This is a genomic window from Micromonospora sp. CPCC 205554 (assembly GCF_036902745.1).
In the GTDB taxonomy this organism is placed as follows: Bacteria; Actinomycetota; Actinomycetes; order Mycobacteriales; family Micromonosporaceae; genus Micromonospora; species Micromonospora tulbaghiae.
This window is the reverse complement of the sequence record NZ_JBAKHP010000002.1, coordinates 422,944-437,724: the sequence shown is the minus strand read 5'-3', so window position 1 is coordinate 437,724 and position 14,781 is coordinate 422,944. Positions and strand designations below refer to the sequence as shown.

13 protein-coding genes are annotated in these 14,781 nt (G+C 74.7%); 10 read left to right on the top strand and 3 right to left on the bottom strand.

Annotated features, from left to right (window positions below; all coding sequences use genetic code 11):
* Nucleotide 1: 1 nt before the first annotated feature.
* Nucleotides 2-961, top strand: coding sequence for an electron transfer flavoprotein subunit alpha/FixB family protein (locus V6U82_RS05080; RefSeq protein WP_047893165.1), 960 nt, complete (start codon nucleotides 2-4; stop codon nucleotides 959-961).
* Nucleotides 962-1,058: 97 nt separating this feature from the next.
* On the opposite strand, the gene V6U82_RS05075 is transcribed toward V6U82_RS05080, so the two are convergent.
* Together V6U82_RS05075 and V6U82_RS05070 are read right to left on the bottom strand one after the other, a co-directional pair.
* The gene (locus V6U82_RS05075) at nucleotides 1,059-1,832 is read right to left on the bottom strand and encodes an anti-sigma factor (RefSeq protein ID WP_047893164.1); all 774 of its coding nucleotides are present in this window, start codon (nucleotides 1,830-1,832) and stop codon (nucleotides 1,059-1,061) included.
* The gene (locus V6U82_RS05070) at nucleotides 1,786-2,391 is read right to left on the bottom strand and encodes an RNA polymerase sigma factor (RefSeq protein WP_120571328.1); all 606 of its coding nucleotides are present in this window, start codon (nucleotides 2,389-2,391) and stop codon (nucleotides 1,786-1,788) included. The genes V6U82_RS05075 and V6U82_RS05070 overlap by 47 nt, the downstream gene beginning before the upstream one ends.
* Nucleotides 2,392-2,631: 240 nt before the next feature.
* Between V6U82_RS05070 and V6U82_RS05065 the strand changes: the two genes are divergently transcribed.
* From V6U82_RS05065 to V6U82_RS05035, 7 genes are all read left to right on the top strand, one after another.
* A complete protein-coding gene (locus tag V6U82_RS05065; protein ID WP_334459466.1) occupies nucleotides 2,632-3,465 on the top strand; it encodes a DUF4397 domain-containing protein in 834 nt (277 codons plus the stop codon).
* Nucleotides 3,462-4,127, top strand: coding sequence for a class F sortase (locus V6U82_RS05060; RefSeq protein WP_334459464.1), 666 nt, complete (start codon nucleotides 3,462-3,464; stop codon nucleotides 4,125-4,127). The genes V6U82_RS05065 and V6U82_RS05060 overlap by 4 nt, the downstream gene beginning before the upstream one ends.
* A gap of 97 nt (nucleotides 4,128-4,224) precedes the next feature.
* Nucleotides 4,225-5,400, top strand: a complete 1,176-nt coding sequence (locus V6U82_RS05055) for a cysteine desulfurase family protein (RefSeq protein ID WP_334459463.1) — start codon at nucleotides 4,225-4,227, stop codon at nucleotides 5,398-5,400.
* 37 nt (nucleotides 5,401-5,437) lie between these two features.
* A complete protein-coding gene (gene mnmA, locus V6U82_RS05050; protein ID WP_334459462.1) occupies nucleotides 5,438-6,514 on the top strand; it encodes a tRNA 2-thiouridine(34) synthase MnmA in 1,077 nt (358 codons plus the stop codon).
* A gap of 30 nt (nucleotides 6,515-6,544) precedes the next feature.
* Nucleotides 6,545-7,549 (top strand): methionine synthase, encoded by a 1,005-nt coding sequence (locus V6U82_RS05045; RefSeq protein ID WP_334459461.1) that lies wholly within the window; start codon nucleotides 6,545-6,547, stop codon nucleotides 7,547-7,549.
* 37 nt (nucleotides 7,550-7,586) lie between these two features.
* Entirely contained in the window at nucleotides 7,587-7,955 is a 369-nt protein-coding gene (locus V6U82_RS05040; RefSeq protein WP_184682833.1) for a VOC family protein, read from the top strand.
* Between the two features lie 26 nt (nucleotides 7,956-7,981).
* Nucleotides 7,982-9,013: an ADP-ribosylglycohydrolase family protein gene (locus V6U82_RS05035; protein WP_334459458.1), complete on the top strand. Its 1,032-nt coding sequence runs from the start codon at nucleotides 7,982-7,984 to the stop codon at nucleotides 9,011-9,013.
* Here the strand turns inward: V6U82_RS05035 and V6U82_RS05030 are convergent.
* Entirely contained in the window at nucleotides 9,003-9,641 is a 639-nt protein-coding gene (locus tag V6U82_RS05030; RefSeq protein WP_334459457.1) for a type II toxin-antitoxin system PemK/MazF family toxin, read from the bottom strand. The genes V6U82_RS05035 and V6U82_RS05030 overlap by 11 nt on opposite strands.
* 183 nt (nucleotides 9,642-9,824) lie before the next feature.
* Between V6U82_RS05030 and ligA the strand changes: the two genes are divergently transcribed.
* Both ligA and V6U82_RS05020 read left to right on the top strand, forming a co-directional pair.
* Nucleotides 9,825-11,978 (top strand): NAD-dependent DNA ligase LigA, encoded by a 2,154-nt coding sequence (gene ligA, locus V6U82_RS05025; protein WP_435120952.1) that lies wholly within the window; start codon nucleotides 9,825-9,827, stop codon nucleotides 11,976-11,978.
* Between the two features lie 151 nt (nucleotides 11,979-12,129).
* Nucleotides 12,130-14,706, top strand: a complete 2,577-nt coding sequence (locus V6U82_RS05020) for a putative bifunctional diguanylate cyclase/phosphodiesterase (RefSeq protein WP_334459455.1) — start codon at nucleotides 12,130-12,132, stop codon at nucleotides 14,704-14,706.
* Nucleotides 14,707-14,781 lie beyond the last annotated feature (75 nt).

Sequence of the window (14,781 nt, the reverse complement as noted above, 5' to 3'; positions counted from 1 at the left end):
CATGTCTGAGGTTCTCGTCGTCGTCGAAGCCACCCGGGAGTTCGGCGTCAAGAAGGTCACCCTCGAGATGCTCACCCTCGCCCGCGAGCTGGGCACCCCGAGCGCCGTCGTCCTCGGTGGCGCGGGTGCCGCCGAGGCGCTGAGCGCCAAGCTGGGCGAGTACGGCGCGGAGAAGATCTACGCCGCCGAGGGTGAGGAGATCGACGGCTACCTGGTCGCCCCGAAGGCCACGGTGGTCGCCGAGCTGGTCAAGCGGGTCCAGCCCGCCGCCGTGCTGCTCGCCTCGTCGCAGGAGGGCAAGGAGATCGCCGCCCGCCTCGCGGTCAAGCTGGACAACGGCATCCTGACCGACGTGGTCGGCCTGGCCGCCGACGGCACCGCGACCCAGGTCGCGTTCGCCGGCTCCACCATCGTCAAGTCCAAGGTCACCAAGGGCCTGCCGCTGGTCACCGTCCGGCCGAACTCGCTCAACCCGGCCCCGGCCGCGGCCACCCCGGCCGTCGAGCAGCTCACCGTGTCGGTCACCGACGCGGACAAGCTCGCCAAGGTCGTCGAGCGGGTCGCCGAGCAGAAGGGCTCCCGCCCCGAGCTGACCGAGGCGTCGGTCGTCGTCTCCGGCGGTCGCGGTGTCGGCAACGCCGACAACTTCAAGCTGGTCGAGGAGATGGCCGACCTGCTCGGCGGCGCGGTCGGCGCGTCCCGCGCGGCCGTCGACTCCGGCTACTACCCGCACCAGTTCCAGGTCGGTCAGACCGGCAAGACGGTCTCCCCGCAGCTCTACGTCGCGCTGGGCATCTCCGGCGCGATCCAGCACCGGGCCGGCATGCAGACCTCGAAGACCATCGTCGCGGTGAACAAGGACGCCGAGGCGCCGATCTTCGAGCTGGCCGACTACGGCGTGGTCGGCGACCTGTTCAAGGTCGTCCCGCAGGCCGCCGAGGAGATCCGCAAGCGCAAGTGAGCGTCGCGTGAAAAAGGCCGCCGCCCGGTGCACCGGGCGGCGGCCTTTCCTCGTGGGGAGCTGATCGGCGGGCCGGGGAGCTGAGCCGGCCCGCCGATCAGCCCGTCAGGGTGCCCCTCAGCAGGCTGTCGCCGGAGTGGCCGGGCTTGTTGTCGTACTGCTCCGCGCTGACGTCGACCACGGTGTAGGTACGCAGGTCGACGTTCGGGGGGATCGGCAGGAGCGCATCCCCCGAGCCGTTGCTCAGCGTACCCACGGAGAACATCTCCATCGTGTTCGGATCGATCAGCCAGACCTCGTAGTACCCCGGAACGCTCGGGAGATTCGCCACGTGCAGATGCAACCGGTGGTCGCCGAGCACCCGGGCGTCGCCGGAGGCGTCCTTCGGCGTCGTACCGAACGCGGCGAGCGGCGCGCTGGCCACCACGGGCGGCTGCGGATCGGTCGGCTCGCCGCCGCCACCGCCGAGCACCGCGGCCGTGCCGGCCACGCCGATCACCGCGGCGGCGGTGGCGGTGACCGCAGTGGTCGCCCACCCCGGCCAGCGCCGGCTCCGCCGCGGACGACGTGCCACGACGGGTACGGCGGCCGGCTCCACCGGGTCGGCGGGGCGCGGCAGGCGACGCTCGGTCAGCGCCGGCAGCTCCTCGGCGGCCCGGATCTCGGCCACGATGCCCTGCCAGATGTGCTCCGGCGGGTCGGGCAGCTCGGCCAGGCCCTGGGTGCCGGCGCCGAGCCCGGCGACGTGCTGGAGCGTCTCCATCTCGCCCCGGCAGTGGTCGCAGGTGTCCAGATGGGTGGCCTCGCCGTCAGCCGCCTCGCTCTCACCGAGCGCCAGAAAGACCAGCCGGTCGTGGTCCAGGTGCTGCACCGTCCACCTCCCATCTGCGTTTCAGGCTCTGCATGCCGCGTCTGATGTGACTCTTGACGGTGCCGAGCGGCACTCCGGTCACCGCCGCGATCTGCTGGTGTGTCAGGTCGTCGTAGAACGCCAGCTCGAGCATCCGGCGTTGTTCGTCGGGGAGCCGGGCCAGCTCGTCGGCGACCACCAGCCGGTCGACCACGGTGTCCGGGTCGGGGCCGGTGGAGACCGGCTCCGGCAGTTGCTTCACCGTCTCGACCACCCGGGTCTCGCGGGCCGCGGCCCGGATCCGGTCGACCACCTTGCGCCGCCCGATCCCGAGCAGCCAGCCGACCAGTGAGCCTTTCGCCGGGTCGAACGTCTCCCGGCCGAGCCAGGCGGCGACGAACGTCGCCTGGGTCACGTCCTCGGCGTCGCTGCGGTTCACGAGCGTCGTGGTGGCCAGGTGCAGCACCGCTCGCCCGTACCTGTCGTACGCCTCTCGCAGGGCCGCCTCGTCGCCGTCGCGGAACCGGGTGGCGAGGTCGTCCTCGCCTGGCGGTTCGGGGCCCTGCCTGGCCGCCGTCACCGGGCGGCTCGCCTTCCGTGGGGCATGCCCGACTGTAACTCCCACAGCCCCCGCCCCACTCTCCCGGTGTGTCCGTCACGACCCTCGTCACCTCTCCTTCGTCGCCGGAGGGTCCGGCGGATGCGCCCGGAGACGGGAAAAAGAAATCGGATCCGGGCGCATCCGGGGGCGACGGAGCCGGCGTAACCCGTTCTGCAAGCCAGGCCTGACGAATCAGCATCAACCACCAGGAGGCAGACAATGCAGTACGCGATGTTCCGTCGGGTCGCCGCGGGCGGCGCGGTGGCCGCCCTCACCTTCGCCGGCGTCGGCGCCGCCACCATGAGCCCGGCCTACGCCGCCTCGTCGAAGGTCTCCGTGGTCCACGGCATCCCGGACACCCCGGTCGACGTGTACGTCAACGGCGAGAAGACGCTGAACAACTTCAAGCCCGGCGACGTCGCCGGCCCGCTCACCCTGCCCGAGGGGGAGTACGACATCGCCCTGACCAAGCCGGGCGAGGCGATCGACAAGGCGATCCTGAAGGTGGACGACGCCGAGGTGCCGGGCGGGGCGAACATCAGCCTCGCCGCCCACCTGAGCGCCGCCGGCGAGCCGCAGATCACCCCGTTCGTCAACGACGTGTCCAAGGTGGGCGCCGGCAAGGCCCGGCTGATCGTCCGGCACACCGCCGCCGCGCCGGCGGTCGACGTGCGGGCCGGCGGTAAGCCGGTCTTCGAGGGCCTGACCAACCCGAAGGAGGCCAAGGCGGACGTGGCCGCCGGCTCGGTGAAGGCGGACGTGGTGCTCGCCGGCACCGACACCGTCGCCATCGGCCCGGCCGACCTCAACCTGAAGGAGGGCACCGCCACCATCGTCTACGCGATCGGCTCGGCCGAGGCGAAGAACCTGAGCGTGGTGGCCCAGACCATCAACGGCCTGCACTCGGCGCCGGGCGGCGTGCCCAGCGGCACCGGCGGTCAGGCCGGCACCGGCGTGGACACCTGGTGGTACGTGCTGGCCGGGGCCGGCGTGCTGCTCCTGGTCGGCGGCGGGGCGCGGGTGGCGGCAACCGCCCGGGCCGGTCGCCGGTGACGGTGCGCAATCGCGGGGCGCTGGCGGCGATGGCCGCCGGCGCCGCCGCGCTCACCCTGGCGACAGTGGTGGCGTGCGGCTCCGAGCCCGCCGGGGACGTCGGCGGCGACGAGGTGGCGGCCCTGGCCAGTGCGACGCCCACGTCGCCCCCGGCGTCGACCGGCGGCGGTCCGGTCCCGGTGAACCCGGGCACGCTGCCCGCCGATACCGAGATCGTGCCGCCGGTGAAGTTGAGCATCCCGCCGATCCGGGTCACCGCCACCGTGAATCCGGTGGGCGTGAACGAGCGCACCGACGAGTTCGAGGTGCCGCCCAGCGTGGACCAGGTCGGGTGGTACCGCTACGGACCGGGCCTGGAGGCCGACGCTGGCTCGGTGGTGATCGCCGGGCACGTGGACAGCGCCGAGCAGGGAAAGGGGGCGTTCTTCCGGCTCCGCGAGCTGGGCCGGGGGGACGAGCTCACCGCCACCGGCTCGGACGGCCGCGAGCGCTCGTACCGGGTGGTGGCCCGGGAGGAGTACCGGAAGTCGAAGATCCCGTTGGAGCGGTACTTCGCCCGCGACGGCAAGCCCCGCCTCACGCTGATCACCTGCGGCGGGCCGTTCGACGCGAAGACCCGCAGCTACCGGGACAACATCGTGATCACGGCCGTTCCCGCGTGATCGTGGCGTTCCCGCATGAGCGGGCCGGACCGCCCCGGGTGGGACGGGGCGGTCCGGCCCCCGGTGCCGGGTACGCAGGCCGTTAGGCTGAACCGTGATGGCATACCTTGATCACGCGGCGACGACCCCGATGCTGGACGAGGCACTCGAGGCGTACGTCGCTGTCGCCCGCGAGGTCGGCAACGCCTCGTCGCTGCACGCGGCGGGTCGCCGGGCCCGGCGACGGGTGGAGGAGTCCCGCGAGCGGGTGGCCGCCGCGCTCGGCGCCCGCCCCTCCGAGGTGATCTTCACGGGCGGCGGCACGGAGAGCGACAACCTCGCCGTGAAGGGCGTCTTCTGGGCCCGCCGCGCCGCCCGCGCCGACCGGGTCCGGGTGGTCTCCAGCGCCGTCGAGCACCACGCCGTCCTCGACGCGGTGGACTGGCTGGTCGAGCACGAGGGCGCGCAGGCCGGCCGGCTTCCGGTCGACGCGGCCGGGCGGCTCGATCCGGAGCGACTGCGCGCCGAGCTGGCCGAGCACGGTGAGCACGTCGCGGTGGTCACCGCCATGTGGGCGAACAACGAGGTGGGCACCGTCCAGCCGGTGGCCGAGCTGGCCGCCGTCGCCGCCGAGCACGGTGTGCCGTTCCACACCGACGCCATCCAGGCGGTCGGGCAGATACCCGTCGACTTCGCCGCCAGCGGCGTGTCGGCGCTCACCGTGACCGGGCACAAGCTCGGCGGCCCGGCCGGTGTGGGCGCGCTGCTGCTGGCCCGCGACGTGGCGGCCACCCCGCTGCTGCACGGCGGCGGCCAGGAGCGCGACGTGCGCTCCGGGACGCTCGACACGGCGGGCATCGTCGCGTTCGCGGTCGCCGTCGAGAGCGCGGTCAAGGGCCAGCAGGAGTACGCCGCCCGCGTCGCCGCGCTCCGCGACGAGCTGGTCGAGCGGGTCCGGCAGGCCGTCCCCGAGGTGATCTTCAACGGCGATCCGGCCGACCGGCTCCCCGGCAACGCGCACTTCTCCTTCCCCGGCTGCGAGGGGGACGCGCTGCTGCTGCTCCTGGACGCCCAGGGCATCGCCTGCTCGACCGGGTCGGCCTGCTCGGCCGGGGTGGCCCAGCCCTCGCACGTGCTGCTGGCGATGGGCGCCGACGACGACCGGGCCCGGTCCTCGCTGCGCTTCACGCTCGGGCACACGAGCACCGGCGCGGACGTGGACGCGCTGATCGCCGCGCTGCCGGCCGCGGTGGAGCGGGCCCGCCGCGCGGCCGCCCTCCGCACGCCCCGCTGACCCGGATACCCTCGGTGAGGACGAGGGGAGTGGGCCGGTGAGGGTTCTGGCGGCGATGTCGGGCGGGGTGGACTCCGCCGTCGCGGCGGCACGGGCGGTCGAGGCCGGGCACGACGTGACGGGCGTGCACCTGGCGCTGGCCCGTAACCCGCAGACGTACCGCACCGGCGCCCGGGGCTGCTGCACGCTGGAGGACTCCCGGGACGCCCGGCGCGCCGCCGACGTGCTCGGGATCCCGTTCTACGTGTGGGACATGGCCGACCGGTTCCACGACGACGTGGTGGACGACTTCGTGGCCGAGTACGCCGCGGGGCGTACCCCGAATCCCTGCCTGCGCTGCAACGAGAAGATCAAGTTCGCCGCGGTGCTGGACCGGGCCGTGGCCCTGGGCTTCGACGCGGTGGTGACCGGCCACCACGCCCGGCTCGGCCCCGACGGCCTGCTGCGGCGCAGCGTGGACGCGGCCAAGGACCAGTCGTACGTGCTGGCGGTGCTGACCCGCGCGCAGCTCGACCGGTCGATCTTCCCGCTCGGCGACTCGACGAAGGCCGAGGTGCGCGCGGAGGCCGCCCGGCGCGGCCTCGCCGTGGCCGACAAGCCGGACTCGCACGACATCTGCTTCATCGCCGACGGCGACACCCGCGGCTTCCTGGCCGAGCGGCTCGGCGAGGCGCCCGGCCAGGTGGTGGACGCGCTCACCGGCGCGGTGGTGGGCAGCCACAGCGGCGCCTACCAGTACACCGTCGGGCAGCGGCGTGGCCTGCACCTGGACCGCCCGGCGCCGGACGGCCGGCCCCGCTACGTGCTCTCCATCACCCCGACCACGAACACCGTGACGGTCGGCCCGGCCGAGGCGCTGGAGGTCTCCGACGTGCGTGCCACCCGCCCGGTGTGGACCGGCGGGCCGCGCCCGGACGGGCCGGTCGAGTGCGAGGTGCAGCTCCGGGCGCACGGCGACGTGGTGCCGGCCGCCGTCGAGGTCGACGCCGACGGGCTGCGGGCGTCGCTGCGCCGCCCGGTCCGGGGTGTCGCGGCCGGCCAGGCGATCGTGGCCTACCGGCCGGACCCGGCCGGCGACGTGGTCCTCGGCTCCGCCACCATCACCGCTGCCTGACCGGCGACGGGCAGCGGATAGGCTGCGGCCGTGACTGAGCAGGCGTGGCCCTGGCCCACCGGCGCGGCGACCGGGATCGGGTCGCTGCCCGGCACCGACATCGCCGAGGCGCAGCGGATCGTGCTCGGCGAGCTGCCCGCCCTGCCGCACCTGCCCGAGCTGCCCGCCCGCGGGCCGGGCGCGGACATCGTCGGCCGCACCGCCGGTCTGCTCGTCGAACTCCCGGTCGAGCTGTACGCGGCCCGCTGGCGGATCGCCCCGCGCCCCGGCCGGGACCTGCGCCGCGCCCGCGACCTGATGGAACGCGACCTCGACCAGCTCGCCGAGCAGGCCGAGGAGTACGCCGGACCGGTCAAGGTCCAGGCCGCCGGTCCGTTCACCCTCGCCGCCGCGCTGGAGCTGCCGATCGGCGGCCGGATGCTGCGCGACCCGGGCGCGGTACGCGACCTCGGCGGCTCGCTCGGCGAAGGACTGCGCGGGCACGTCGAGGCGGTGACCCGGCGGCTGCCCCGCGCCTCGGTGCTGCTCCAGATCGACGAGCCGTCCCTGCCGGCGGTGCTGGCCGGGCGGGTGCCCACCGAGAGCGGCTTCGGCACCCACCGTCCGGTGGAGACCGAGGTGGCGCGAGGGCTGCTGCACGACGTGATCGAGGCGGCCGGCGTCCCGGCGCTGGTGCACTGCTGCGCGCCGGACGCCCCGCTGGAGCTGATCCGGTCCGCCGGGGCGGTTGGCGTCGCGCTCGACCTGTCGCTCGTCACCGACCTCGACCCGCTCGGCGAGGCGATCGACGCCGGGCTCGGGCTGCTGGCCGGCGCCGCGCCGACGCTGCCGCCGCCGTCCGGCCGGGCGCCGACGTCGGCTGAGGTCGCCGACCGCATCCGGCGGGTCTGGGACCAGCTCGGCTTCCCCCGTCGCCGGCTGGCCGAGCAGGTGGTGGTCACCCCCGCGTGCGGCCTGGCCGGCGCCACCCCGGCGTACGCCCGCGCGGTGCTCACCGCCTGCCGCGACGCGGGCCGGCGGCTCGCCGAGGAGTGACGTTTTTCCGTCGTACCCGCCGGGCACGATGACCGGCATGATTGGACGACTGCGTTCCACAGTGATCGACTGCCCCGATCCGCACGCGCTCGCCGCCTTCTACTCGGAGCTGCTCGGCCTGCCCCTGGTGGAGGAGAACTCCGACGGCGACGAGTGGGTGGTGCTCGGCGGCCCGCCCGGGCACCAGCCGCGGGTGGCCTTCCAGCGGGCGCCCGGCCTGCGCGCCCCCGACTGGCCCGACCCGGCCCGGCCGCAGCAGTTCCACCTCGACGTGACAGTCGACGACATCGAGGCGGCCGAGAAGGCGGCACTGGCGCTCGGCGCGCGGCGGCTGCCGGGCGAGGGCGAGGGCTTCCGGGTCTACGCCGACCCGGCCGGTCACCCGTTCTGCCTCTGCTGGGACTGATCTTCCGCGACTTGCCCGTCAGGGGCATGATCGCCACCGTGACCGCCTCCACCGCCACCGGCCGCGCCGCCGGTTCGCTGTTCGGCCTGGCCTACGGCGACGCCCTGGGCAAGCCGACCGAGTTCCTCACCGTCACCGAGATCGTCCGGCGCTACGGTCCGGCCGGTCCGCGCGAGCTGACCGGCGATCCGGCCCTGGTCACCGACGACACCCAGATGGCGCTGGCCGTGGCGTGGGCGCTGCACGACGCGCCCGCGTACACGGCCGCGGCGGTGGAGCCGCTGCTGCGGCAGCGCTTCGTCGACTGGTCGGTCAGCCCGGAGAACAACCGCGCCCCCGGCATGACCTGCCTGCGGGCCTGCGCCGAGCTGGCCCGGGGCGCGCGCTGGCAGGAGGCCACGGTCGCCGGTTCCAAGGGCTGTGGGGCGAACATGCGCGTCACCCCGGTCGGGCTGCTCGACGTCGACCTGGACACGATGGCCGGGCTGGCCCAGCTCCAGGCCGGTCTCACCCACGGCCACCCGACCGGGCTGGCGGCGAGCGAGCTGACCGCGTACGCGGTCCGGCTGCTGCGCGACGGCGCGGCGCTGGCGGAGCTGCCCGGCCTGCTCACCGAGCGGGCCCGGGAGCAGCGCACCGTCTACCGGGACGACTGGCTCGGTGACCTGTGGCAGCGGCCCGGCGAGAGCAGCGCGGCCGAGTTCGTCGCCCGGGGCTGGGACGACTGCCTGCGCGTGCTCGCCCGGCTGGAGGCGGCGCTGGCCCGCCCGGACGACGGCGGCGATCCGTGCCGGTTCACCGGCGAGGGGTGGATCGCCGAGGAGGCGCTCGCCACCGCGCTGCTCTGCGCGCTGCGCCACACCGACGACCCGGTCGGCGCGCTGGCCCGTGGTGCCACCACCGCCGGTGACTCGGACTCCATCGCCGCGCTGGCCGGCGCGTTCGTCGGTGCCGCGTACGGCACGGCCGCCTGGCCCGCCGGGTGGGCCGGCCGGATCGAGTACGCCGACCAGCTCACCGCGCTCGCCGGGACGTTCGACGGAGGGCTCAGCCGGTGAGGTGGTCGAGGCGGCGGATGCCGCGCCACAGGGCCGGGTCGCAGGTGCCGGCCCGGTCGGCGAACGCGCCCAGCGGCACCGGGATCGGCTCGCTGACGTCGAGGTAGCTGTCGTGGTCGGCGTCCGGATCCCAGTCCCGGGTCGGAATCGGCAGGTGGTCGTCCCGGTCCGACTTGTCCTGGCTGGTGATCTTCAGCACCTCGGCGTCCCGGCCGTCGACGCGCAGCACCAGGCAGGGGCGCACCTTGGAACCGGTCCCGTCGGCGTAGGGCACGTCGGCCCACCAGATCTCCCCGGGCCGGGGCTCGTCCCGGCCGGTCCGTCCGGTGCCCCGCGGCCTCGGCGTCGTCGCGGTGCGGTCACCGCGCGCCCCGGCGCCGGCCCGGTCACCGCGGCGTCCACCACCGGGCCGCTCGTCGCCACGTCCGCCGCCGGGCCGGTCGGTGCCGGTCCGGTCGCCGCCCGGTCCGCTGCTCCGGCTGCCACGGCCGGTGCCCGGCCGCCGTCCGCCGGTCCGGTCGCGCGTCCCGGCGGCGCGTTCGGCCGACCGGCGGCGCCAGTCGTTCCACAGCCAGCCGGCCGCGACGCAGGCCACGATCACCAGCGCCCAGATCACCCCGTCGCGCATCCGTCGCCCGCCTTCCGACCGTTGTCGCCCAGCACCGCCGACGCGATCGTCGCACGGCCGGGCCGCACCCGCCCGGGTGGCGCGACCGGCACCGGTTCGCCCTGCTCGGCGCGGGTGGCCGGACGACTGTCACCCCCGACCGCTACGGTTCTCGGGTAGCACGAACACGGGAGGTCGACAGCGGTGTCCGAAGGCGGCGGCGTGTCCGAAGAAGCGGTTCCCCCAGCGGTCGACGCGGCCCAGGACGCGGCGGCGGGTGCCGAGCCGACCCCGGCGGCCCGGGAGCGGCACGCCACGCTCAGCCAGGAGCTGACCGAGCACCAGTACCGCTACTACGTGCTCGACGCGCCGACCGTCACCGACGCGGAGTTCGACAGGCAGCTGCGGGAGCTGGAGGCGCTGGAGGCCGAATACCCGGCGCTGCGCACCCCCGACTCACCCACCCAGCGGGTCGGCGGCACCTTCTCCACCGACTTCACGCCGGTGGCGCACGCCGAGCGGATGCTCTCGCTCGACAACGCCTTCGCCGACGAGGAGCTTGCGGCCTGGTCCGAGCGGGTCGAGCGCGACGCGGGCGGCCCGGTGCCCTACCTGTGCGAGCTGAAGGTCGACGGCCTCGCCATCAACCTGACCTACGAGAAGGGCCGGCTGGTGCGCGCCGCCACCCGGGGCGACGGCCGCACCGGCGAGGACGTCACCGCCAACGTGCGCAGCATCAAGGGTGTGCCGGCGCGGCTGACCCCGGCCGACGACTTCCCCGACGTGCCGGAGCTCCTGGAGGTGCGCGGCGAGATCTACTTCCCGGTGGCCGCGTTCGCCGATCTGAACGCGAGCCTGGTCGAGCAGGGCAAGGCGCCGTTCGCCAATCCGCGCAACGCCGCCGCCGGCAGCCTGCGGCAGAAGGACCCCCGGGTGACCGCGTCCCGCCCGCTTCGCCTGGTGGTGCACGGCATCGGCGCACGCACCGGGTTCCGGCCGGCCGCGCAGTCCGAGTCGTACGCCGCGCTCAAGGCGTGGGGGCTGCCCACCAGCGACCGGTGGCGGGTGGTGGACGACCTGGCCGGGGTCGCGGACTACATCGCCTACTACGGCAAGCACCGGCACGACGTCGAGCACGAGATCGACGGCGTGGTGGTCAAGGTCGACCCGGTCTCCATCCAGGGCCGCCTCGGCTCGACCAGCCGGGCGCCCCGCTGGGCGATCGCCTTCAAATACCCGCCGGAGGAGGTCAACACCAAGCTGCTCGACATCGACGTCAACGTCGGGCGCACCGGCCGGGTCACCCCGTTCGCCGTCCTCGAACCGGTCCGGGTGGCCGGTTCCACTGTCGCGCTGGCGACGCTGCACAACGCCCGCGAGGTCGAGCGCAAGGGTGTGCTCATCGGCGACACGGTGGTGCTGCGCAAGGCCGGCGACGTGATCCCCGAGGTGCTCGGCCCGGTGGTCGAGCTGCGCCCGGCCGACGCCCGCCCGTTCGTCATGCCGACCACCTGCCCGGCCTGCGGCACGCCGCTCGCGCCGGCCAAGGAGAGCGACGTCGACATCCGCTGCCCCAACGGGCGGGCCTGCCCCGGTCAGATCCGCGAGCGGGTCTTCTACCTGGCCAGCCGCAAGGTGCTCGACATCGAGGTGCTCGGCGAGAAGGGCGCGGCGGCGCTGCTCGACGCCCAGATCATCACCAATGAGGGCGACCTGTTCCAGCTCGACGCCGAGCAGTTGAGCCGGTCGCCGTTCTTCGTCAACAAGGACGGCAGCCTGGGCAGCAACGCCACCAAGCTGCTCGACAACCTCGCCGAGGCCAAGGAACGCGACCTGTGGCGGGTGCTGGTGGCGCTGTCCATCCGGCACGTCGGCCCGACCGCCGCCCAGGCGCTCGCCCGGCACTTCCGCTCGGTCGCCGCGATCGAGGCCGCCGGTGAGGAGGAGCTGTCCTCGGTGGACGGCGTCGGCCCGACCATCGCGGCGAGCGTGAAGGAGTGGTTCGCCGTCGACTGGCACCGCGACGTGGTGCGCAAGTGGGCCGAGGCGGGCGTACGGATGGCCGAGGAGGCCGCCGACGAGGGGCCGCGACCGCTCGACGGCGTCACTGTGGTGGTCACCGGCACGCTCAGCGGGTTCAGCCGCGACCAGGCGGCCGAGGCGATCCAGGCCCGGGGCGGCAAGGTGACCGGCTCGGTCTCCAAGAAGACGGGTTTCGTGGTGGTCGGCGACAATCCCGGCTCCAAGGCGGACAAGGCCGCCACCCTGAAACTGCCGATCCTCGACGAGGACGGATTCCGTGTGCTGCTGGACTCCGGCCCGGAGGCGGCGCGCGAGGTGGCCCGGGTGGAGGACTGACAGGCTGGTCACAGCTTTCGTCCGGCGGATACCAAGTTAATTACGACTACGACCGATTCGTGACTGTCGTGTCGGGGAAATCGCCTCGGAGGGCGTTTCATTGGCGTACGACGCGTGACGGCGCGCGCCAGGACGTTTCCCGGGAGGTGCGATGGAGACCGGCGACCCGCGCAACTCCGTCCCGCCCGGGCGGAGCGGGCCGTTCTTCGGCTTCGTCGGCGCGATCGGCGTCGTCGCCCTGGCGGTCTCGGCCGGGCCGCTCGTCGCGCTCGCCGACAGGTGGAGCGACCTGCCTGCCGCGTTCTGGACCATGGCGGCGCTCGCCGTCGCCTGCGACGCCCGCCCGTTCGTCCCGCCCGGCCGGCGGCAGACCTCGGCGGTGTTCCCGTCCACCTGCTTCACCTTCGCCATCCTGCTCGGCTGGGGCTTCGGTCCGGCCGTCGCGGTGCAGGCCGTGGCGGTCGCGGTCAGCGGCTGGCGGCTCGGGTACGCCCCCTGGCGCACCGGCTTCAACGCGGCGCAGTACGCGTGCGCGCTCGCCGCCGCGTACGCGGTCACCCGGCTCGGCCCGGGTGAGCTGTTCGACGGCGGCCGGTTGCACTGGACCGACGTGGCGGCGGTGGGCGGCGCGACGGTCGCCTGGTTCGTGGTCAACTACGGGCTGGTCAGCTCGGCGGTCCGGTTGCGCTTCGGCGACCGGTGGTGGCCCAGCGTCCGCAGCGGCCTGGCCTACGAGCTGCTCGCCACCGGCTCACTGCTGCTGCTCGCGCCGGTGCTGGTGGCCGCCGCGCGGGCCAGCGCGGCGCTGATCCCGCTGGTGCTGGTGCCGCTGTTCGCGGTCTACCGGATGGCCCGGCTCTCCGCCGAACGGGAACAGCTCGCCGACGTGGATCCGCTCACCGGGCTGCCCAACCGCAAGGCGCTGCTGACCGAGGTGGCCGAGCAGGTGCACCTGCACGGCGACCGGGCCGCCCGGGGCGCGCCGGACGCCCACCTGGCGCTGCTGCTGCTCGACCTGGACCGGTTCAAGCACGTCAACGACGCGCTCGGGCACGCCGTGGGTGACCGTCTGCTGGTCGAGGTGAGCGCCCGGCTGATGGGCGCTGTGGACGGCGGTGACATGGTGGCGCGGCTCGGCGGCGACGAGTTCGCCATCGTCGTACCCCGGCTCACCGACATCGATGAGGCCCGCGAGCGGGCCGACCGGGTGGTCGCCGCGCTCGCCGAGCCGGTGCCGCTGGACGGGCTGCCGCTGGACGTGGGCGGCGCCATCGGCATCGCGCTCTACCCCGACCACGGCGAGGACTTCGCCACCCTGATGCGTCACGCCGACGTGGCCATGTACGACGCGAAGCATCGCAACGACACGGTGGCGGTCTACGCGCCGGAGTCCGACCACAACTCGGCCGAGCGGCTGAGTCTGCTGGCCGACCTGCGCCGGGTGCTGGAGTCCGGCCCGTCCGCGCAGGGCGGCGAGACGGTCGGCGTACGCGGGGGTGACGGCGCCGCCCTGCAGCCGGCGCTGCCGGCCCGGGCCGACCGCCCGGCCCGCAACCAGCGCCCGGCGCGCGACGGCGGCCGGGGACGGTCCGGCGACGGGCCGAACCGGTGGCTGCGGCGCCGCCGGGACCGGGTGGAGGAGCGGCACGACGACGACCTGATCGAGCGGATCCTCACCGGCGCCGACCCGATCCGCCGCCGGGCCGCCCACGCCGGCGGCACCGGAGCGGTGGTGGCGCCGCTCGTGGTCGGTGGCGGGGACGCCGACGCGGAGGCCGCGCGCGGGACGGACGCCGGGCACGACGTCGAGGCCGCGCGCGAGGCCGACACCGGGCACGACGCGCAGGCCGCGGTGAGCACGGGCGCGCCCGGCGTCATCGGCCCGACCGCCGACGGGAGCACGACCGCCGAGCCGGACGACCAGCGCGGGCACCCGGGCGAGATCACCATGTACTACCAGCCGCAGATCGCCATCGCCACCGGCGAGGTGGTCGGCGTCGAGGCGCTGCTGCGCTGGCGGCACCCGCGCCGGGGCATGGTCGACCCGGGCGAACTGATCCAGGTCGCCGAGCAGAGCGCGGTGATGCGGCTGCTCACCCGGCGCGTGGTGGACGACGTGGTGGAGCAGCTCGCCAAGTGGTCGGCGGCCGGGCTCACGCTGCGGGCCGCGCTCAACGTCAGCGTCCGTGACCTGCACACCGGCGAGATCGCCGACCAGATCGCCGACCGGCTGGCCCGGTACGGCGTGCCGCCGGAGCGCCTCCAGGTGGAGATCACCGAAGGCGCGCTGATGGCCGACCCGCGGCGGGTGCTCGCCAGCATCACCCAGTTGCACCGGATCGGCGTCGGCATCGCGCTCGACGACTTCGGCACCGGCTACTCGTCGCTGCAGCACCTGCGCCGGCTCCCGCTGTCCGAGGTGAAGGTGGACCGGTCGTTCGTCCTGGGGATGGCCGAGGACCCGGACGACGCGGCGATCGTCCGCTCGATGATCGAACTGGCCGGCGCGCTCGGGCTGCGGGTGGTGGCCGAGGGCGTGGAGGACGAGCGCACCTGGCGGCTGCTGCACGCCGCCGGGTGCGACGTGGCGCAGGGCTGGTTCCACGCCCGGCCGATGCCGGCCGAGGACCTGGTGGCCTGGCTGTCCCGCTACCGTCCGGTGCGCCCGGCGGAGGCGGGGAGCCGCAGCGGTCCGGCGCCGGAGGGGGAGTCGAAGGCGTCGTCGTGACGGCGGGACAATAGACTCGCTCCGGTCACCGCGCGTCATCGAGCACGCCCGCACGCGCGGCCGGCCCACCGCAGA

What these genes read in the sequence shown, in the direction of transcription:
- V6U82_RS05080 (WP_047893165.1), top strand. Translation starts at nt 2, where the DNA reads ATGTCTGAGGTTCTCGTCGTCGTCGAAGCCACCCGGGAGTTCGGCGTC.
- V6U82_RS05065 (WP_334459466.1), top strand. Translation starts at nt 2,632, where the DNA reads ATGCAGTACGCGATGTTCCGTCGGGTCGCCGCGGGCGGCGCGGTGGCC.
- V6U82_RS05055 (WP_334459463.1), top strand. Translation starts at nt 4,225, where the DNA reads ATGGCATACCTTGATCACGCGGCGACGACCCCGATGCTGGACGAGGCA.
- V6U82_RS05040 (WP_184682833.1), top strand. Translation starts at nt 7,587, where the DNA reads ATGATTGGACGACTGCGTTCCACAGTGATCGACTGCCCCGATCCGCAC.
- V6U82_RS05035 (WP_334459458.1), top strand. Translation starts at nt 7,982, where the DNA reads ATGATCGCCACCGTGACCGCCTCCACCGCCACCGGCCGCGCCGCCGGT.
- V6U82_RS05030 (WP_334459457.1), bottom strand. Translation starts at nt 9,641, where the DNA reads ATGCGCGACGGGGTGATCTGGGCGCTGGTGATCGTGGCCTGCGTCGCG.
- V6U82_RS05020 (WP_334459455.1), top strand. Translation starts at nt 12,130, where the DNA reads ATGGAGACCGGCGACCCGCGCAACTCCGTCCCGCCCGGGCGGAGCGGG.